This is a genomic window from Micrococcus sp. FDAARGOS_333 (assembly GCF_002206575.2).
In the GTDB taxonomy this organism is placed as follows: Bacteria; Actinomycetota; Actinomycetes; order Actinomycetales; family Micrococcaceae; genus Micrococcus; species Micrococcus lylae.
On the sequence record NZ_NJFJ02000001.1, the window covers coordinates 1,738,579 to 1,757,090 of the forward strand.

The following is an 18,512-nucleotide window of genomic DNA, read 5'->3' on the forward strand; positions in this document are numbered from 1 at the left end:
TGTTCGTTGGGGGCGCCGTCGTCAGGGGCGCCAGCGGAAGAGTCTTAGGCACAGCAGCACGCCGGCCGCGGACCAGAGGATCAGGACGGCCAGGGCGCCGAGGTCCCAGGCGCCGTCGAGGAACGCCGTGCGCAGACCCTGGCCGAGGGCGCCGGAGGGCAGCAGCCCGATCCAGTCCCAGCGCGGCGGGAAGACGGTGCCGCCGAGGGCGCCGAAGAGCACCCAGAGCAGGTTCGCCGCGGCCAGGGTCGCCTCGGGGCGTGCCGTTCCCGCCAGGAGCAGGGCCAGTGCGGTGAACGCCACGGCGCCCGTGCCGACGGTCACCAGGCCGGGGAGGACGCCGGACAGTGCGGGCGACCAGCCGAGGGCCAGCGCCACGCCGCCGATCACGACGACCTGCACCGCCAGCTGGGCCAGCACGGCCAGCGCCTTGCCGAGCACGAGCCCGGCGGTGCCCAGCGGGGTGGTGGCCAGGGCGGCGAGCACGTCGTAGCGGCGCTCGAAGCCGGTGGCGATCGCCGTCGAGGTGAAGGCCGAGCTCATGACGGCCAGCGCCAGCACACCCGGGGCGGCGACGTCCACGCCGCTGCGCCCCGGGGTGTCCAGCAGGCCGGTGACGTGGACGCCGAGCAGGGCCAGCAGCGGCAGCACGAGCGTGACCAGGAGCTGCTCGCCGTTGCGCAGCGCCGTCCCGGCCTCCAGGCGTGCCTGGGCGAGGATGCGGGCCGGCAGCGAGGCGGGGGCGGCCGTCGACGAGAAGGCGACGGGACCGTCGTCGTGCCTGAGGCGGTCACGGGCGGGGGCGCTCATCGGCTGACCTCCTCGAGGACGGCCTCCAGGCGCTGGGAGGCGCGGTCCCAGCGGCGCGGGAACAGGTCGTGACTGGCCCATCCGGCGGCCACGGCGGCCATGGCGGCGGGGGAGTCCACACCAACCACCCGGGCGGTGGTCCCGTCCTGCCCCAGGCGCACCTGGACCGCGGCGTGCGGGTCCTCGGCCCAGGCGGCCACGGTGCGCGGGTCCGCGTCGCCGAAGTCCACGTCCACCACGTCACCGGCGCCGATGCGGGTGAGCTCCGCGAGCGTGCCGCGGCGGACGATCCGGCCGTCGGCGAGGATGGCGACGTCGTCGGCCAGGCGTTCGGCATCGTCCAGCAGGTGGGTGGTGAGCACGACGGCGGCACCGCGCTCGGTCTGCTCGCGCACCACGTCCAGCACGAGCGGACGGGTCTGCGGGTCGAGGCCGGCGGTGGGCTCGTCCAGAAACAGCAGATCCGGCCGGCCGATCAGGGCGGCGGCGAGGGCCACACGCTGGCGTTGGCCGCCGGAGAGGCGGCGGATGCCGCGGTCGGCACAGGAGGTGAGGTCGAGGCGCTCGAAGAGGTCGCGGGCCGGGATCGGGTCCCGGTGGAGCCTGCCGACATGCTCCACGAACCGTCGCGCGGACAGCGACGGCGGCAGCCCGCCGTCCTGCCACATCACGCCCACCCGTGCGCGCAGGTCGGCTCCCGCCCGCCAGGGGTCACGGCCGAAGACCCGGACGGTGCCGCCGTCGGGCCGGTCGGTGCCGTGGCAGATCGCCAGGATGGTCGACTTGCCGGCACCGTTGGGTCCCAGCAGCACGGTGACCGTGCCTCGGCGCGCGGTGAGGTCGACGCCGTGGAGCACAGCGGTCCGACGCCGGCCGCGGCCCAGCGTGCGCTGCACGTCGTGCAGGCGCAGGGCGGGCTCGGCTGAGGGGACGTCCGAGGTCAGGGCGACAGAGGGCACCCACCCAGTCTACGTTCACCCTCCCGCGCGGGCGGGTGTGGGCCGCTGGTGTGGCAGGTCTCACGAAGGCCCCGCCGACCGGCGCGCTCACTCACCGCCGACTGGCGCGCTCACTCCCCGCCGCCGTCCGGTCGACCCTGCCACGGGCCGCCACACCGCCCCGCCGAGGGGATAGGCGCTCCTTACTTGGGCGACCCCCGTCGAATAGGCCACTATGGACTTGTGTATTCGGACGAGTCTGCCCCCATGCCGGGACCGTTTCCCGCGGAAGGCACGCGTGAGCGTGTCCTGCAGCTCGTGCTCACCCGCGGACCGGTCAGTGCGGCCGAGATCGGGCGTGAGCTCGAGCTGACCGCCGCCGCGGTCCGACGCCACCTCGACGCCCTCGAGACCGAGGGCCTGGTCGAGGTCAAGCTGGTCAAGCCCTCCCGGGGCGCCGGGCGTCCCTCGCGGCGCTACGTCGTCACCGAGCGGGCCCAGACCAGGCTGGCGGACGCCCATCTCGCCGTCGCCACCGACGCCCTCGCGCGTCTGGCTGAGCTCGGCGGGGAAGAGGAGCTGCGTGCCGTGGCCCGCCGGTCCTTCGCTGACGTCGAGGAGCGCTTCCTCGCCGCCGTCGGGGACCGGGACCCGGACCTGGGTGAGCGCACCGAGATCCTGACCCGGGTGCTGGACGGGCTCGGCTACGCCAGCTCGCTGCGCCATGTGGGCGAGGGCATGGCACCCACCCTGCGCGCCGCACAGGTCTGCCAGGGACACTGTCCCCTGCAGGGCCTGCCCACCCGGTTCCCGGAGTTCTGCGACGAGGAGACCGCGCTGTTCGCGCGCCTGCTCGACGTGGACGTCCGGCGCCTGTCCACCCTCGCGACCGGCGGCCACGTGTGCACCACGCACGTGCCCACCGGCCGCCACCTGACCGCCCCCGCCCACGACTGACCCGAGAAGAAGACGAGGAGAGGCTGAGATGACCGATCAGATCCTCCAGAAGGACGTCTCGGAGACCACCGATCCCGGTGTGATCCAAGAGGTCCTCGAGAAGAACCCCGAGCTGAACGCCATCGGCGCGTACCAGTACGGCTGGCACGACGCCGACGCCGCGGGCGAGGCCGCCCGTCGCGGCCTGAACGAGGAGGTCGTGCGCGACATCTCCGGCAAGAAGGACGAGCCGGAGTGGATGCTCAAGACCCGCCTCAAGGGCCTGAAGTACTTCGACCGCAAGCCGATGCCCGCCTGGGGCCCGGACCTGAGCGGCATCGACTTCGACCAGATCAAGTACTTCGTGCGGTCCACCGAAGGCCAGGCGAAGACCTGGGAGGACCTGCCGGAGGACATCCGCAACACCTACGAGCGCCTGGGCATCCCGGAGGCCGAGCGCGACCGCCTGGTCGCCGGCGTCGCCGCCCAGTACGAGTCCGAGGTCGTCTACCACCAGATCCGTGAGGACCTGGAGGAGCAGGGCGTCATCTTCCTGGACACGGACACCGGCCTGAAGGAGCACCCGGAGATCTTCGAGGAGTTCTTCGGCTCCGTGATCCCGGTGGGCGACAACAAGTTCGCCTCCCTGAACACCGCCGTGTGGTCCGGCGGCTCCTTCGTGTACGTCCCCAAGGGCGTCCACGTGGAGATTCCGCTGCAGGCCTACTTCCGCATCAACACGGAGAACATGGGCCAGTTCGAGCGCACCCTGATCATCGCCGACGAGGACTCGTACGTGCACTACATCGAGGGCTGCACCGCGCCGATCTACAACTCCGACTCGCTGCACTCGGCGGTCGTGGAGATCGTGGTGAAGAAGAACGCCCGCGTCCGCTACACCACCATCCAGAACTGGTCCACCAACGTGTACAACCTGGTGACCAAGCGTGCCGTCGTCGAGGCCGGCGGCACCATGGAGTGGATCGACGGCAACATCGGCTCCAAGGTGACCATGAAGTATCCGGCCGTGTACCTCACGGGCGAGCACGCCACCGGCGAGACCCTCTCGGTCGCCTTCGCCGGCAAGGACCAGCACCAGGACACCGGTTCCAAGATGGTCCACATGGCCCCGCACACCTCCAGCGCCATCGTGTCCAAGTCCGTGGCCCGCAACGGCGGCCGCGCGGCCTACCGCGGCCTCGTCCAGGTCAACGAGGGGGCGACGAGCTCCGCCAACTCGGTGGTCTGCGACGCCCTGCTGGTGGACACGATCTCCCGCTCGGACACGTACCCGTACATCGACATCCGCGAGGACGACGTCACCCTCGGCCACGAGGCCACCGTCTCCCGCGTCTCCGAGGAGCAGCTCTTCTACCTGATGAGCCGCGGCCTCTCCGAGGACGAGGCCATGGCGATGATCGTGCGCGGCTTCATCGAGCCGATCGCGCGCGAACTGCCCATGGAGTACGCCCTCGAGCTGAACAAGCTGATCGAGCTGCAGATGGAAGGATCGGTGGGCTGAGCCATGACCACGACCGACAACACCACCCTCGGCGCCGAGTCGCCGCTGATCCCGGGCATGGGCGAGGAGGGCGAGAAGCTCACCGTCACCCAGGCCACGGCCGCCCCGGCCCGTCGTGCCACCCAGGGTGTGGACTCCCGCGGCTCCCGCCCGGTGTCCCGCGAGCTCTCCGCCTTCCCGGTGCTCACCGGCCGCGAGGAGGACTGGCGCTTCACCCCGCTCAAGCGCCTGCAGGGCCTGCACCTGCCGGACGGCGATGAGGGCCGCCTCACCGGTGCCGCCCCGTCCGTGACCGTCTCCGAGCTGGAGGGCGTCCGCGTGGAGACCGTCTCCCGCGACGACTCCCGTCTGGGCACCGTCCACACCCCGGAGGACCGGGTCTCCGCCGCCGCGTGGAACTCGTTCTCCGAGGCCACCGTCGTGACCGTCTCCGGTGAGGTCTCCGCCCCGGTGCGCATCGACGTGGTCGGCACCGGCACCGAGGCCGCCGCCTCCCACCTCAAGGTGGTCGTGGAGGCGAACCGCCGTGCCGACGTGGTGATCACCCACAAGGGCTCCGCCGTGCTGGCCCAGAACGTCGAGTTCGAGCTGGCCCGCGATGCGGCACTGAACGTCACCTCCATCCAGGCCTGGGACGCCGGCTCCGTGCACGTGTCCTCCCAGCAGGCCTCGGTGGACACCGGCGCGCACTTCAAGCACGTCGCGGTGACCTACGGCGGCGACCTGGTGCGCCTGACCCCGACCGCCCGTTTCGCCGACGAGCGCGGCGAGGCCGAGCTCTACGGCCTCTACTACGCGGACGCCGGCCAGCACCTCGAGCAGCGTCTGTTCGTGGACCACAACCGTCCGAACTGCGTCTCCAACGTGCTCTACAAGGGAGCGTTGCAGGGCCAGGACGCCCACACCGTGTGGGTCGGCGACGTGCTGATCCGAGCCGAGGCCGAGGGCACGGACACCTATGAGAAGAACCAGAACCTGCTGCTGACCGACGGCGCCCGCGCCGACTCGGTGCCGAACCTGGAGATCGAAACCGGCGTCATCGAGGGCGCCGGCCACGCCTCCGCCACCGGCCGCTTCGACGAGACGCAGCTGTTCTACCTCATGGCCCGCGGCATCGGCGAGGACGAGGCCCGCAAGCTCATCGTGCGCGGCTTCCTGAACGAGATCATCCAGAAGGTCGGCGTGGCAGACGTGGAGCAGGAGCTCACGGACGTCATGGAGGCCGAGCTCAAGATCGCCTCGCTCTGAGGCCGCCCTCCCCACCACACACTTTCTTCAGAATCAGGAGTACACACACATGGCAACCCTGGAGATCAAGGACCTCCACGTCCAGATCGAGACCGAGAACGGCCCCAAGGAGATCCTCAAGGGCCTGACCCTCACCCTGAACACCGGCGAGACCCACGCCATCATGGGCCCGAACGGTTCGGGCAAGTCCACCCTCGCCGCCACCATCGCCGGCCACCCGCGCTACGAGGTCACCTCGGGCTCCATCACGCTGGACGGCGAGGACGTCCTGGAGATGGAGGTCGACGAGCGCGCCCAGGCCGGCCTGTTCCTGGCCATGCAGTACCCGGTCGAGATCCCGGGCGTCACCATGACGAACTTCCTGCGCACCGCCAAGACCGCCCTGGACGGCGAGGCCCCGTCGCTGCGCCACTGGACCAAGGACGTCAAGGGTGCCTTCGAGGCCCTGCAGATCGACCCGGCCTTCATGAACCGCAACGTGAACGAGGGCTTCTCCGGCGGCGAGAAGAAGCGCGCCGAGATCCTGCAGCTCGAGCTGTTCAAGCCGAAGTTCGCCGTCCTCGACGAGACCGACTCCGGCCTCGACGTGGACGCCCTGCGCATCGTGTCCGAGGGCGTGAACCGCGCCCAGGCCGCGAACGAGATGGGCACCCTGCTCATCACCCACTACACCCGCATCCTCAACTACATCAAGCCCGACCACGTGCACGTGATGGTCGACGGCCGTGTAGTGGAGTCGGGCGGCCCGGAGCTCGCCGACCAGCTCGAGGCCGAGGGCTACGCCCGCTTCGAGCAGGCCGTGGCCGCGGGGGCCTGACATGACTGCTGACCGTACCCCCGTCGAGGACGTGCGCGAGGCGATCAAGGACGTCATCGACCCGGAGCTGGGCGTGAACGTGGTGGACCTCGGTCTGCTGTACGGCCTCCACTATGCGGACGACGGCGCCCTGATCGTGGACATGACACTGACCACCGCGGCGTGCCCGCTCACCGACGAGATCGAGGACCAGGTCTCCCGGGCGATCGGCACGATGGTGGACGAGTGGCGCCTGAACTGGGTCTGGATGCCGCCGTGGGGTCCGGAGCGGATCACCGAGGACGGCAAGGACCAGATGCGCGCCCTGGGCTTCAACATCTGAGTGACCGCGTCACGACGACGGCCCCTCGCCTTCCAGCCGAAGGCGAGGGGCCGTCTCGTCGTCGGGCGGGCACAGCGACCTCGGTCCCGTGGCGGCGGCAGGTGTCGGGCCGTCGTCGTCCGGGGCCCGTCAGGGCCGGCTCAGAGCTGGTCTGCCGGGATGGAGAGGGTGTCGCACTGGTTGATGTCCGGGTTCGACCGGCCGGACTCGTAGCCGCGCATGAACCAGCGCTGGCGCTGCTCCGAGGTGCCGTGGGTGAAGGCCTCGGGGCGGACCTGGCCGGTGGAGGCCTGCTGGATGCGGTCGTCGCCGACGCTGGCGGCGGCGTCCAGGGCCTGGCGCAGCTGCTCGTCGGAGATCGGCTTGAGGAAGGTCTCCCCGGACTCTGGGTCCACGGTGTGCGCGGCGGAGCCGGCCCACATGCCGGCCATGCAGTCGGCCTGCAGCTCGACGCGCACGATGCCCGAGTCCGGGCCGGTGCGGCCGTCCTGGGAGTAGCGCAGCCAGCCGATGACCTGCTGGATGTGGTGGGCGTACTCGTGGGCCACGATGTACTGCTCGGCCAGCGGGCCGCCCTCGGCGCCGAAGTCGGTCTGCAGGGTGGAGAAGAAGTCGGTGTCGAAGTACATCGACTCGTCGCCGGGGCAGTAGAACGGGCCCATCGCGGAGGAGGCGGAGCCGCACGCGGTGTTCACGCCTCCGGAGAACAGCTCCACGCCCGGCTCCCGGAAGGAGACGTCGCGGTACTGGGACAGATGCTCCTCCCAGAAGGTGTCCGCGGCGATCGTGGTGGCCAGGACACGGCAGTCGGAGCGCTCGTTGGCGTCCGCGCCGGTGCGGCACGAGTCGATCTGCTCCCCCGGGCCGGAGTTCTGGCTCTCGCCGATCTCGCGCTGCTGGGAGGAGCCGCCGCCGATGGTGCCGTCCGGGTTGATGCCGACCTGCTCGGCGAATCCGGGGGCGATGAAGTAGATCAGCACGGCGAGCAGGCCCGCGCCGCCGCCGAGGGCGATGCCCCGGCCGCCGACCCGTCCGCCGCCGAGGACCGCGCCCCGGCCGCCGGAACGTCCACGGCTGTCCCGGGCGCGTCCCGGGTCCAGCTGGACATTGTCGTTGAAGCTCATGCGGTGAGTGTAGACGCACTAGACTGGCCCGGCCTGTGTCCTGCCCTCCGAGACGAAACGAGTGTCCGAGACCCCATGCTGACCGTGACTGACCTGGAGCTTCGCGTCGGTGCCCGCCTGCTGATGGACGAGGTCACCTTCCGGGTGGCGAAGGGCGACAAGGTCGGACTGGTCGGCCGCAACGGCGCGGGCAAGACGACCCTGACGAAGGTGCTCGCCGGCCGTGCCGAGCCCACCGACGGCACCGTGACCCGCTCGGGCCGCATCGGCTACCTGCCGCAGGACCCCAAGGTCGACGACATGGACCAGTCCGGCCGGGACCGGATCCTCTCCGCCCGCGAGCTGGACCAGACCCTGCGCCGGATGCGCGAGGCCGAGCAGCAGATGGCCGCCGCCGCAGACGCCGACCGGGACCGCGCCATGGCCCGCTACGCCCGGCTCGAGGCCGAGTTCTCCGCCCGCGGCGGCTACGCGGCCGAGTCCGAGGCGGCCCGCATCACCTCCAACCTGGGACTGCCGGACCGCGTGCTGGACCAGCCGCTGCACACTCTCTCCGGCGGCCAGCGCCGCCGCGTGGAACTGGCCCGGATCCTCTTCTCGGACGCGGACACGATGCTGCTGGACGAGCCGACCAACCACCTGGACCACGACTCGATCGTCTGGCTGCGGGACTACCTGAAGACCTTCGAGGGCGGGCTGCTGATGATCAGCCACGACGTGGAGCTGATGGAGATGACGGTCAACAAGGTGCTCTACCTGGATGCGAACCGTCAGACCATGGACGTGTACAACATGACGTGGAAGAACTACCTCGCCCAGCGACAGCAGGACGAGGCGCGCCGCCGCAGGGAGTTCGCGAACGCGGAGAAGAAGGCCACCGCGCTGATGGCGCAGGCGGAGAAGATGCGGGCGAAGGCCACCAAGGCCGTCGCCGCCCAGCAGATGATCCGGCGTGCCGAGCGCCTGATGCGCGGTGTGGAGGGCGAGCGTGCGCAGGACAAGGTGGCGGCCATCCGCTTCCCGACCCCCCAGGCCTGCGGCAAGACCCCGCTCACCGCACAGGCGCTGTCCAAGTCCTACGGATCGCTGGAGATCTTCACCGGAGTGGACCTGGCCATCGACCGCGGCTCCCGCGTGGTGATCCTCGGCTACAACGGCGCCGGCAAGACCACGCTGCTGCGTCTGCTGGCCGGGGTGGAGGCACCGGACTCCGGGCGCGTCGTGGAGGGTCACGGACTCAAGCTGGGCTACTTCGCCCAGGAGCACGACACCCTGGACCAGGAGGCGACCGTGCTGGACAACATGCGTCACGCCGCCCCGCAGCTGGGGGACACCCAGGCCCGGACGCTGCTGGGCTCGTTCCTCTTCCAGGGCGACGACGTGGACAAGCCAGCCCGTGTGCTCTCCGGCGGCGAGAAGACCCGGCTGGCCCTGGCCACCCTCGTGGCGTCCTCGGCCAACGTGCTGCTCCTGGACGAGCCGACGAACAACCTGGATCCGGCCTCCCGCGAGGAGATCCTCAACGCCCTGCGCACCTATGAGGGCGCCATCGTCCTGGTGACCCACGACGAGGGCGCCGTGGAGGCACTGGACCCCGAGCGGGTCGTGCTGCTGCCGGACGCCGTGGAGGACCTGTGGAACGACGAGTACCGGGACCTCATCACGTTGGCCTGATCGGCATCGGGGACGCTCCGGCCTGATCGGGCCCGCCGACCGGTGACGCCGGTCGTACCCGGTGGGCGGGCCTTCAGTCGAAGAGCGCGTCCTCGGCCTCCTCGTCCGTGATCCGCCCGGAGCGGCGGCGCTTCACGCGCTGCCGGCGCGGGTGGTGCTTGGCGGGGATGACGGCGTCGTCACCGGCCTCGGCGGCGTCCTCGAGGTCGTCCCTGTCGTTGCGGGCGCGGGTGTAGGCCATGTAGCCCCAGACGCCGAAGCCCATGAGTGCGAACAGGTACCACTGCAGGGCGTAGGACAGGTGTGGCCCCTCGTCCAGGGTCGGCTGGACCAGCGGCCGGGGTCGCTCGCCCGGGTCGTTGGACTCGGACACCATCTCCCCGTAGGCGCGGTCCGCGACCTCCAGGCCGGTCACGCGGCCGATCTGCCGCAGGTCGATGGAGGCCACCTGGCCCTCCGGGGCGTCACGGTCCAGGGTGGGCTCGCCGGGGCGCAGCCGCACCTCGATCTCCTGCTGTCCCTCGGCGGGCGCGGGGATGCTGTCCGGGCGGCCGGGGGAGTTGCCGATCGGCAGCCAGCCGCGGTCCACCACGACGACGGCCCCCTCCTCGGTCTTGAACGGCACCAGCACCTCGTAGCCGGGGCGGCCGGCCCGTGGCCGGTTCCGGACCACGAGGGTGTCCTCGACGAGGTACTCGCCGGAGAGGGTGACCGGGGTCCACTCGTCGTCGGCCTGGAAGTCGGCCACAGGGGCGTCGGCGAAGGGGACCGGGGCGTCGTCGTAGTTCTCCAGCACCCGGTTGATCTGGTTCATCACCTGGATGCGGCGGTCGATCTGCCACTGCGCCAGGTGGTGGCAGGCGAAGGCGAAGAGGATGCATACCACGAACCCGAAGATCCACGGGGCGGTCAGCAGGAAGCGGAAGTCCAGCTTGGTGCGCTGCTGCGCGCCGTACTGCGGCGCGTCGGGGCTCTGGCGGTGCGCCGCGCCGGTGCCGGGGGCGGTCACTCAGCGTCCCCTCCTCGGGTGCTCGGGGTCCGGTCCGCGGTGCTCGCGCGCCCCGCCGCAGCGTCGGCGGGGCAGTCCAGGCCGGGCAGCTCGGCCACGTCCACGGTCTCGCGCAGGAAGCCGCGGTCGGACAGGAAGGCGGTCAGGTGCTCGCGGTGGACGGGGCAAGCCAGCCACGTCTTGCGCCGCTCGGGCGTGTGGATGCGCGGGTTGTTCCAGCGCAGGCCGAACGCGGCCTCCGCGGAGCAGCCGCGGGCGGAGCAGGGCAGCGGGGCGCCGTCGGCGCCGTCAGCGGAGCCGGCCGCGCCGGCGTCCCGGCCACGGGAGGAGGAGCCGGGGGCACCCGGGTGCGCGGCCGTCGTCGTGTCCCGGGCGGCCTCGTCCGGGGAGGACCCGGACATGAGCGAGCCCAGCAGATCGAAGCCGCCGGTCATGCCGCCGGGCCCTTCGTCTGGGCGGAGTCCTCCGGACGGTGCCAGGAGCCGGCGGGCAGGGCGGGGGTGTCTTCGACGACCTCGCCGACCACCACGTCCTGAGCCGTACTCGGCGCGGTGGGCTCGGACGGCTCGGCGGCGAGGGCGGTCGCCTGCGTGGCCGGAGCCTGCATGGTGCCGGGGGAGTAGGGCCGGGCGTTGTTGCTGCCCACCACGGCCACGTAGGGCAGGACGGCGGCGGCTGCGAACAGCACGATCTGCAGCCAGCCGTCGGCGAAGAAGGCGCCGATGAAGCAGCCGGTGCGGATGATCATCTGGATCAGGTACTTCCGCATGCGCTGCTCCCGGTCCGCGGAGCTGGCCTGCGGCGCGGTGGTGACGGACTGGATCGCGGCGGGACCGCAGGCCTCGGCAGCGGACGCAGCCATGACAGCCTCCCTCAGGTCGGTGCAGACGAATCGGGCTCGGACAGGCGTCCATTGTCTCACGCCGGGCGCCACGTAGAGTGGACCCGTACGTCTGCGTGACGGACGCCTCCGCACGGCCCCGGGCCGTCCGGCGCCCGCCGCGCAGTGAACGACGACGTCACCGAACGTGCCGGTCACGGGCCGGCCCAGGATGCAGGAGGACCCGAGCATGGCCGCAGAGAAGACCACCACCGAGGGGCAGACCACGGGCCGCAGCGTCCTGGTCACCGGCGGCAACCGCGGCATCGGCCGGGCGATCGCCGAGGCGTTCCTGGCCAACGGGGACACGGTGGCCATCACCTCCCGCAACGGCGAGGGGCCCGCCGGCGCCCTGGCCGTCGCCTGCGACGTCACCGACTCCGCCTCGGTCGACGCAGCGTTCACGCAGGTCGAGCAGGCCCACGGCCCGGTCGAGGTGCTCGTGGCCAATGCCGGCATCACCAACGACCAGCTGCTGCTGCGCATGTCCGAGGACGACTTCACCTCCGTAGTGGACACCAACCTCACCGGCTCCTTCCGCGTGGTGCAGCGCGCCACCAAGGGCATGATGCGCCTGAAGCGCGGCCGCATCGTCCTGGTCTCCTCCGTGGTGGGCCTGCTCGGCTCGCCCGGTCAGGTGAACTACGCCGCCTCGAAGTCCGGCCTGGTCGGCATGGCCCGGTCCATCACCCGTGAGCTCGGCGCGCGCGGCATCACGGCCAACGTGGTGGCCCCCGGCTACATCGACACCGAGATGACCCAGGGTCTGGACGAGGACCTGAAGAAGCAGTACAAGAAGTCCATCCCGGCCGGCCGCTTCGCCCAGCCGTCCGAGGTCGCCGACGTCGTCACCTGGCTCACCTCGGACCAGGCCGCCTACATCTCCGGCGCCGTCATCCCCGTGGACGGCGGCCTCGGCATGGGCCACTGAGCCCGCGCCCCGCTCCGAGCAGACCCACCAGCCCAGACCACGTCCCAGGAGGGAACATGACCGAGAACACCACCACCGCCGCCTCCGGCGAGAAGGACCTGGCCGGCAAGGGCGTCGTCGTCACCGGCTCGTCCCGCGGCATCGGCGCGGAGACCGCCCGGCTGCTGGCCGCCCGCGGCGCCGGCGTCGTCGTCAACTACCGCCAGAAGGCTCCGCGCGCGAACAAGGTGGTCACGTCCATCGAGGAGGCCGGCGGCCGGGCCGTGGCCGTGGGAGGGGACGTCACCTCCGCCGAGGACCGCGCCGCGCTGCTGGACGCCGCGGTGTCGACCTTCGGCTCGCTGGACGTGCTGGTGCTCAACGCCTCCGGCGGCATGGAGTCCCAGTTCGGCGAGGACTACGCCATGAAGCTCAACCGGGACGCCCAGGCCGCGTTGGCCGACGCCGCCGTCGAGCGGATGTCCGCCGGCGGCCAGATCGTCTTCGTCACCTCCCACCAGGCGCACTTCATCAACGACGTGCCCACCATGGACTCCTACGAGCCGGTGGCCCGCTCCAAGCGCGCCGGCGAGGACGCCCTGCGTGAGCGCATCCCCGCGTTCACGCAGAAGGGCATCGGCTTCGTGGTGGTCTCCGGTGACATGATCGAGGGCACCATCACCGCCACCCTGCTCAACCGTGCCGAGCCGGGGGCCATCGAGGCCCGCCGCGAGGCCGCCGGCAAGCTCTACACCGTGGAGGAGTTCGCCGCCGAGGTCGCCGCCATGGTCGGCCGCACCGACCTTCCGGCCGGCCACACCGAGCTCGTGGGCGGCGCCCGCGACTTCCAGGGCGACCAGCAGGGCTGAGCTGCCTCACACGGGCGCGTAGCTGAGCTGCCTCATCCGGGCGCTGAGCTCGGCTGCCTCATCCGGGCGCTGAGCTGAGCTGCCTCATCCGCGCGCTTACTGGTGAGGACTCACCCTCTGCACCTCACGTTTCAGGTCGGTTGACGGTGTGTCCTCACCAGTAAGCGGGGAGGTGGAGGACCGGCGCCGCTCAGAGCCCGAGCATCCAGCGCACGACGGCCAGGTGGGGCACGTCCACGCAGGCGTCGGCGACCTCGCGCAGGGCGGGCTTGCCGCACAGGGCCACGCCGCACCCGGAGGCGGTGAGCAGGTCGATGTCGTTGGCTCCGTCGCCGCAGCCGAGGGCCCCGAGCAGCGGCATCTCGGCCTCGGCGGCCCACTGCCGCAGCATCTGCTCCTTCACGGCGCGGTCCACCACGGAGCCGGCCACCCGGCCGGTGAGGTGGCCGTCGGCGATCTCGAGCTCATTGGCGCAGAACCCGGACAGTCCCCACGCGGCGGCCAGGGGAGCCAGGACCTGGGTGAAGCCTCCCGAGACGGCATAGATCCGACCGCCCGCGGCGGTCACGGCGGCGATCAGGTCCCGGGCACCCGGGGTCGGGCGCACCCGGGCGACGACCTCCTCGATCACCGCCACCGGCAGTCCACCGAGGGCCTCCACACGCGCGTGCAGGGACTGCGCGAAGTCGAGCTCGCCGCGCATGGCGCGCTCGGTCACCTCGGCGACCTCGGCCTCGCGCCCGGCGTGGGCGGCGAGCAGCTCGACGACCTCGTCCTGGATCAGGGTGGAGTCCACGTCCGTGACTACGAAGGGCATCGGGGCATCCACCACGTCCGCGGGGACGCGGACGGCATGCCAGCCCTCGGGGGCCTCGGCGGCCGCGGCCCAGTTGTCGGACAGCCAGCGCCAGCCCTCCACGGCCGTGCCGCCGTCGGCTGCGGCCGTCAGGTGCTCGGCGTGCTCGGGCACGCCGGCGGGACGGTCGGGTTCCACGCCCGGCATCGTGCCCGGCGCAGCCTGCTCGGGCGCGCCGAGGGACCCGGCCACGGACGCTCCGGAGGGGAGGGCGCCGTCGTCGGGAAGGGGACGGTAGACCACATCACGGACCTGGCTCATACGGCCGATGGTAGGCGGATCGCAGGCCAGGCGGTCCCGTGCGTCGTGACCGGGTCCGCATGGTGGAGGCCACTACAGTGGTCCGCATGAGCACCTCCGCCTCGGACGCCCACTTCCACGACGACCTCTTCGCCCCGGACAGCGACGCCGTTCTGCAGCTGCGCGGGGTGACCGTGCGCCGCGGGACGAAGGCCCTCATCGAGGACGTGGACTGGACGGTCCGCGAGGGCGAGCGCTGGATCGTGATGGGCCCGAACGGGGCCGGCAAGTCGACGCTGCTGCAGGTCGCCGCCGCCCGCATGCACCCGACCACCGGCGACGTCGGCATCCTGGACGGGGTGCTCGGCGCGGTGGACGTGTTCGAGCTGCGTCCGCGCATCGGCCTGTCGTCGGCTCAGCTGGCCCAGCAGGTGCCGGACGGGGAGAAGGTCCAGGACGCCGTGGTGACCGCCTCCTACGGCGTGACCGGCCGGTGGCGAGAGGAGTACGAGGTCGAGGACGAGGGACGCGCCCTGGCCCTGATCACCCAGTGGGGCCTGTCCCGCCTGGCCCACCGCCGCTTCGGTACCCTGTCCGAGGGTGAGCGCAAGCGCGTGCTGATCGCCCGCGCCCTGATGACCGACCCGGAGCTGATGCTCCTGGACGAGCCGGCCGCCGGGCTGGACCTGGCTGGACGCGAGAAGCTCGTGGCCCAGCTGACCGAGGTGGCCGAGGACGAGTTCGCCCCGGCCCTCGTGCTGGTCACGCACCACCTCGAGGAGGTGCCGCCGGGCTTCACCCACGCCCTGCTGCTGCGCGACGGCCAGGTGGTCACGGCCGGTCCCATCGAGCAGACCCTCACCGAAGAGCACCTCTCCGCCGCCTTCGGCATGCCGCTGAAGGTCTCCCAGCACAAGGGCCGGTACGCGGCCGTCGCCGCCTGATGGAGTTGCTGACCGCGGACGTGCTGGGGCTGGAGCTCTGGCAGGTGATGGTGGTGCTGCTCGCCGGGTTCTGGGCCGGCACCATCAACTCGATCGTCGGCTCCGGCACGCTGGTCACCTTCCCGGTGCTGGTGGCCGTCGGCTTCCCACCGGTCACCGCTCAGATCTCCAACGCCATGGGCCTGGTGGCCGCCGGCTTCTCCGGCACCGTCGGATACCGGCGGGAGCTGAAGCAGTCGATGGCCGTCGTGCCCGTGCTGACGGTCGCGTCCCTGCTGGGCGGCGTCATCGGCGCCTTCCTGCTGACCGTGCTGCCGGAACGGGTCTTCGAGATCGCCGCACCGTGTCTGATCGTGGTGGCCCTGGGCTTCGTGGTCTTCCAGCCGCGCCTGAACCGCTGGGTGAAGGCCCGCAGGGCCGCCGAGCAGGGGGAGGGACAGCCGGTGGGTGCCTTTGCCGGACCCGTCGACCAGGCCGACGACGTCCCCCGCGGCCCCGTGTCCCCCCTGCTCTGGGCCCTGGTGTTCGGCGCCGGGGTCTACGGCGGCTACTTCGTGGCGGCCCAGGGGGTGCTGCTGATGGGCATCCTCGGTGTCTTCCTCACCGGTCTGCTGGTGCACGCCAACGCGGTGAAGACGTGGCTGTCCCTGTGCGTGAACCTCGTGGCCGCCGTGTTCTACCTGCTCTTCGCCTTCGACCGCATCGACTGGGTGGCCGTGCTGCTGATCGCCGCCTCCTCACTGGTCGGCGGCTCCGTGGGCGCGAGGATCGGCCGCAGGATCTCCCCGACGCTGCTGCGCGGCGTGATCGTGGCCGTCGGTCTGGTGGGTCTGGCCGTGATGCTCCTGCGCCTCGTCCAGGGCTGAGCCGGACGTGGTCGCCTCCGCCGGCACCGCCGCACCGCGTCCCGACGACGGCCGCCTCCGCGTGCTCCTCTCCCGCCGAGACCTGGACTCGCCCGAGCTCGCCCCCTACGTCTGCATGACCGATGCGGCGCTGCGCCGCGCCGCCGATGCCGAGCACGGCGTGTTCCTGGCAGAGTCCACGCCCGTGGTGCGCCGGGCCCTGGACGCCGGCTGCCGGCCGGTGTCCTTCCTGCTGCCGCAGCGGTACCTGGAGACGGCGGCCGAGCAGCTGGCCGACGCGTTCGAGACGTTCCCGGAGGCGCCGGTGTTCACCGGGGACGACGAGCTGCTCAGTCAGCTGACCGGGTTCCACCTGCACCGCGGTGCGCTGGCGGCGATGGAACGGCCGGCGCCGCGTCCGGTGGACGAGGTGCTGGCCGGCGCCCGCCGGGTGCTGGTGGCCGAGGACCTCACCGACCCGACCAACCTCGGGGCGATCGTCCGCTCCGCCGTGGCCCTGGGCTGGGACGGGCTGCTGCTCTCGCCACGAGCCGCCGACCCGCTGTACCGCCGCGCGATCCGGGTGTCCATGGGCACGGTGTTCCGGCTGCCCTGGGCGCGAGCGCTGGCGTGGCCGGGGGCCGGCCACCACGGGATGCCGGCCGGGCAGGTGGGGAAGCCGCACCGGGCGCCGGCCACGGACGGACTGGAGGCGCTGCGGCGGACGGGCTTCGTCGTCGTCGCACTCGAGGTGACGGATCAGGCCGTGGCACTGGAGGACCCCGTGCTCGAGCCACTGCGGTACGCCGAGCGGCTGGCGCTGGTGGTGGGTGCCGAGGGGCCAGGCGTGCGAGCCGAGACCCTTGCCCTGTGCGACGTCCACGTGAAGATCCCGATGCCTGCCGGCGTGGACTCGCTCAATGTCGGCGCCGCGGCCGCGGTGGCACTGTGGGAACTGCGCTGTCGTCCGGTATAGTGGTGCGGTGGCCGTGCGCGATGTACGGCTGACAGATGTGACCTCTCGAGCGCCCTGGCCAAAACCAGGGGCACTGAACGAAGGACTTTCCATGAAGGCTGACCTGCACCCCGAGTACCGCTACGTGATCTTCAACGATCTGGCCTCCGGCGAGAAGGTGCTGACCCGCACCACCGCCGACTCCGACAAGACCATGGAGTGGGAGGACGGCAACACCTACCCGGTGATCGACGTCGAGATCTCCGCCGCCTCGCACCCGTTCTACACCGGCAAGCAGCGCATCATGGACACCGCCGGCCGCGTCGAGCGCTTCAACGCCCGCTTCAAGGGCTTCGGCGGCAAGAAGTGATCTGAGGCGGCCTGAGCCGCTGGTCCGATCCGCGAAGGGTCCGTCTCCCGTGGAACCGGGGGCCGGGCCCTTCGCCGTGTCCGGGCTGAAACGCGGGTCACCGGGCCCGTGCCGTCCCCGCGTGGGACGGCGGCGCTCGAGCGATAGGCTCGAGGCATGAGCACCCAGCATCACGGCCAGTACAAGGTCCTCGGCGGCAAGCTCGTGCGCGTCGACCTCACCGTGGCGGGCGGCGCCGTCACCGCCGCGAGCCTCAACGGCGACTTCTTCCTCGAGCCGGACGAGGCGCTGGAGGACATCAACGGTGCGCTCGTCGGTCTCGCCGAGGACACCGGGCACGCCGTGATCGCCCAGCGGGTGCAGGCGGCGATCCGCCCGGGTGCCCAGCTCTTCGGCTTCGACGCCGACGCCGTGGCCACCGCCGTACGCCGCGCACTCGGCCGGGCCACGGCCTGGGAGGACCACGAGTGGGAGGTCATCGCCCCCACGCCGCTGCCGATCCACCAGCACGTGGCCCTGGACCAGATCCTCACCGAGGATGTGGCCGCCGGACGCCGCAAGCCGTTGATGCGCCTGTGGCAGTGGACCGAGCCGGCCGTGGTGATCGGTGCCTTCCAGTCCCTGGCCAACGAGGTCGACGCCGAGGGGGCCGCCGCCCATGACATCCACGTGATGCGCCGCATCTCCGGCGGCGGGGCGATGTTCATGGAGGCGGACAACTGCGTCACCTACTCGCTGTCCCTGCCGCGCTCCCTGGTGGACGGCATGAGCACCGAGGAGTCCTACCCGTTCCTGGACGACTGGACCATGGAGGCCCTCTCCCGTGTGGGCGTGGAGGCGTTCTACCAGCCGCTGAACGACATCGCCACGCCGCAGGGCAAGATCGGCGGTGCCGCCCAGAAGAAGGTCGGCACCCACGGCCTGCTGCACCACGTGACCATGAGCTACGACATCGACGCGGACAAGATGACCCAGGTGCTGCGCATCGGCCGCGAGAAGCTCAAGGGCAAGGGCGTCGCCTCCGCGAAGAAGCGCGTGGACCCTCTGCGCCGGCAGACCGGCAACATGACCCGCCCGGAGATCTGGGAGGTCATGATGCAGGTCTTCGAGGAGCGCTACGGTGCGAAGCGGGTGGAGCTGGACCAGGAGACCCTGGACCGTGCCCAGGCCCTGGCCGAGGAGAAGTTCCTCACCCAGACGTGGCTTCAGCGCGTGCCTTGACCGGCGCGCTACGGGCACGCCG

Annotated in this window: 20 protein-coding genes; 13 read left to right on the forward strand and 7 right to left on the reverse strand. The window is 71.5% G+C overall.

The window, feature by feature from the left end:
- Positions 1 to 21: 21 nt before the first annotated feature.
- Both CEQ11_RS07750 and CEQ11_RS07755 read right to left on the reverse strand, forming a co-directional pair.
- On the reverse strand, positions 22 to 810 hold the full coding sequence (locus CEQ11_RS07750; RefSeq protein WP_227718801.1) for an ABC transporter permease: 789 nt from the start codon (positions 808 to 810) through the stop codon (positions 22 to 24).
- On the reverse strand, positions 807 to 1,769 hold the full coding sequence (locus CEQ11_RS07755) for an ABC transporter ATP-binding protein (protein WP_088478251.1): 963 nt from the start codon (positions 1,767 to 1,769) through the stop codon (positions 807 to 809). Before CEQ11_RS07755 ends, CEQ11_RS07750 begins: the two co-directional genes overlap by 4 nt.
- A 246-nt stretch (positions 1,770 to 2,015) precedes the next feature.
- On the opposite strand from CEQ11_RS07755, the gene CEQ11_RS07760 reads away from it, so the two are divergent.
- From CEQ11_RS07760 to CEQ11_RS07780, 5 genes are read left to right on the forward strand one after another with little or no spacing between them, the layout of a single operon-like run.
- A complete protein-coding gene (locus tag CEQ11_RS07760; RefSeq protein WP_067192225.1) occupies positions 2,016 to 2,705 on the forward strand; it encodes a metalloregulator ArsR/SmtB family transcription factor in 690 nt (229 codons plus the stop codon).
- 28 nt (positions 2,706 to 2,733) lie between these two features.
- Complete coding sequence (gene sufB / locus CEQ11_RS07765) at positions 2,734 to 4,206, forward strand: Fe-S cluster assembly protein SufB (RefSeq protein WP_087133338.1); 1,473 nt, start codon at positions 2,734 to 2,736, stop codon at positions 4,204 to 4,206.
- Between the two features lie 3 nt (positions 4,207 to 4,209).
- Positions 4,210 to 5,454, forward strand: coding sequence for a Fe-S cluster assembly protein SufD (sufD, locus tag CEQ11_RS07770; RefSeq protein WP_087133337.1), 1,245 nt, complete (start codon positions 4,210 to 4,212; stop codon positions 5,452 to 5,454).
- A 49-nt stretch (positions 5,455 to 5,503) separates the two neighbouring features.
- Entirely contained in the window at positions 5,504 to 6,271 is a 768-nt protein-coding gene (sufC, locus tag CEQ11_RS07775; RefSeq protein WP_088478252.1) for a Fe-S cluster assembly ATPase SufC, read from the forward strand.
- A 1-nt stretch (position 6,272) separates the two neighbouring features.
- Entirely contained in the window at positions 6,273 to 6,593 is a 321-nt protein-coding gene (locus CEQ11_RS07780) for a metal-sulfur cluster assembly factor (RefSeq protein ID WP_067190695.1), read from the forward strand.
- A 140-nt stretch (positions 6,594 to 6,733) separates the two neighbouring features.
- On the opposite strand, the gene CEQ11_RS07785 is transcribed toward CEQ11_RS07780, so the two are convergent.
- Entirely contained in the window at positions 6,734 to 7,717 is a 984-nt protein-coding gene (locus tag CEQ11_RS07785) for a neutral zinc metallopeptidase (RefSeq protein WP_088478253.1), read from the reverse strand.
- 75 nt (positions 7,718 to 7,792) lie between these two features.
- On the opposite strand from CEQ11_RS07785, the gene CEQ11_RS07790 reads away from it, so the two are divergent.
- Positions 7,793 to 9,391, forward strand: coding sequence for an ABC-F family ATP-binding cassette domain-containing protein (locus CEQ11_RS07790; RefSeq protein WP_067190699.1), 1,599 nt, complete (start codon positions 7,793 to 7,795; stop codon positions 9,389 to 9,391).
- A 73-nt stretch (positions 9,392 to 9,464) separates the two neighbouring features.
- Here the strand turns inward: CEQ11_RS07790 and CEQ11_RS07795 are convergent, their stop codons facing one another.
- From CEQ11_RS07795 to CEQ11_RS12925, 3 genes are read right to left on the reverse strand one after another with little or no spacing between them, the layout of a single operon-like run.
- Positions 9,465 to 10,400 (reverse strand): SURF1 family protein, encoded by a 936-nt coding sequence (locus CEQ11_RS07795; protein ID WP_067190701.1) that lies wholly within the window; start codon positions 10,398 to 10,400, stop codon positions 9,465 to 9,467.
- Positions 10,397 to 10,834 (reverse strand): hypothetical protein, encoded by a 438-nt coding sequence (locus CEQ11_RS13150; protein WP_070638311.1) that lies wholly within the window; start codon positions 10,832 to 10,834, stop codon positions 10,397 to 10,399. Before CEQ11_RS13150 ends, CEQ11_RS07795 begins: the two co-directional genes overlap by 4 nt.
- Positions 10,831 to 11,262, reverse strand: a complete 432-nt coding sequence (locus tag CEQ11_RS12925) for a DUF3099 domain-containing protein (RefSeq protein ID WP_067190703.1) — start codon at positions 11,260 to 11,262, stop codon at positions 10,831 to 10,833. Before CEQ11_RS12925 ends, CEQ11_RS13150 begins: the two co-directional genes overlap by 4 nt.
- Before the next feature lie 208 nt (positions 11,263 to 11,470).
- Between CEQ11_RS12925 and CEQ11_RS07810 the strand changes: the two genes are divergently transcribed.
- Together CEQ11_RS07810 and CEQ11_RS07815 are read left to right on the forward strand one after the other, a co-directional pair.
- The gene (locus CEQ11_RS07810; protein ID WP_070638314.1) at positions 11,471 to 12,211 is read left to right on the forward strand and encodes a beta-ketoacyl-ACP reductase; all 741 of its coding nucleotides are present in this window, start codon (positions 11,471 to 11,473) and stop codon (positions 12,209 to 12,211) included.
- A gap of 56 nt (positions 12,212 to 12,267) precedes the next feature.
- Positions 12,268 to 13,059 carry an SDR family oxidoreductase gene (locus CEQ11_RS07815; protein ID WP_088478254.1) on the forward strand — a complete coding sequence of 264 codons (792 nt, stop codon included), beginning with the start codon at positions 12,268 to 12,270 and terminating at the stop codon, positions 13,057 to 13,059.
- A gap of 190 nt (positions 13,060 to 13,249) precedes the next feature.
- Here the strand turns inward: CEQ11_RS07815 and serB are convergent, their stop codons facing one another.
- Positions 13,250 to 14,176, reverse strand: coding sequence for a phosphoserine phosphatase SerB (gene serB / locus CEQ11_RS07820; protein WP_227718802.1), 927 nt, complete (start codon positions 14,174 to 14,176; stop codon positions 13,250 to 13,252).
- A gap of 86 nt (positions 14,177 to 14,262) precedes the next feature.
- Here serB and CEQ11_RS07825 point away from each other — a divergent pair, with 86 nt between their 5' ends.
- The 5 genes from CEQ11_RS07825 to CEQ11_RS07845 all read left to right on the forward strand — a co-directional run bounded on the left by CEQ11_RS07825 (position 14,263) and on the right by CEQ11_RS07845 (position 18,490).
- Entirely contained in the window at positions 14,263 to 15,099 is an 837-nt protein-coding gene (locus CEQ11_RS07825) for an ABC transporter ATP-binding protein (RefSeq protein WP_088478977.1), read from the forward strand.
- Entirely contained in the window at positions 15,096 to 15,965 is an 870-nt protein-coding gene (locus CEQ11_RS07830) for a sulfite exporter TauE/SafE family protein (protein ID WP_088478255.1), read from the forward strand. Before CEQ11_RS07825 ends, CEQ11_RS07830 begins: the two co-directional genes overlap by 4 nt.
- A gap of 115 nt (positions 15,966 to 16,080) precedes the next feature.
- The gene (locus CEQ11_RS07835; protein WP_088478978.1) at positions 16,081 to 16,920 is read left to right on the forward strand and encodes an RNA methyltransferase; all 840 of its coding nucleotides are present in this window, start codon (positions 16,081 to 16,083) and stop codon (positions 16,918 to 16,920) included.
- A gap of 91 nt (positions 16,921 to 17,011) precedes the next feature.
- A complete protein-coding gene (locus CEQ11_RS07840) occupies positions 17,012 to 17,269 on the forward strand; it encodes a type B 50S ribosomal protein L31 (protein ID WP_067190712.1) in 258 nt (85 codons plus the stop codon).
- Between the two features lie 156 nt (positions 17,270 to 17,425).
- Positions 17,426 to 18,490, forward strand: a complete 1,065-nt coding sequence (locus CEQ11_RS07845; RefSeq protein WP_088478256.1) for a biotin/lipoate A/B protein ligase family protein — start codon at positions 17,426 to 17,428, stop codon at positions 18,488 to 18,490.
- Positions 18,491 to 18,512: the final 22 nt, after the last annotated feature.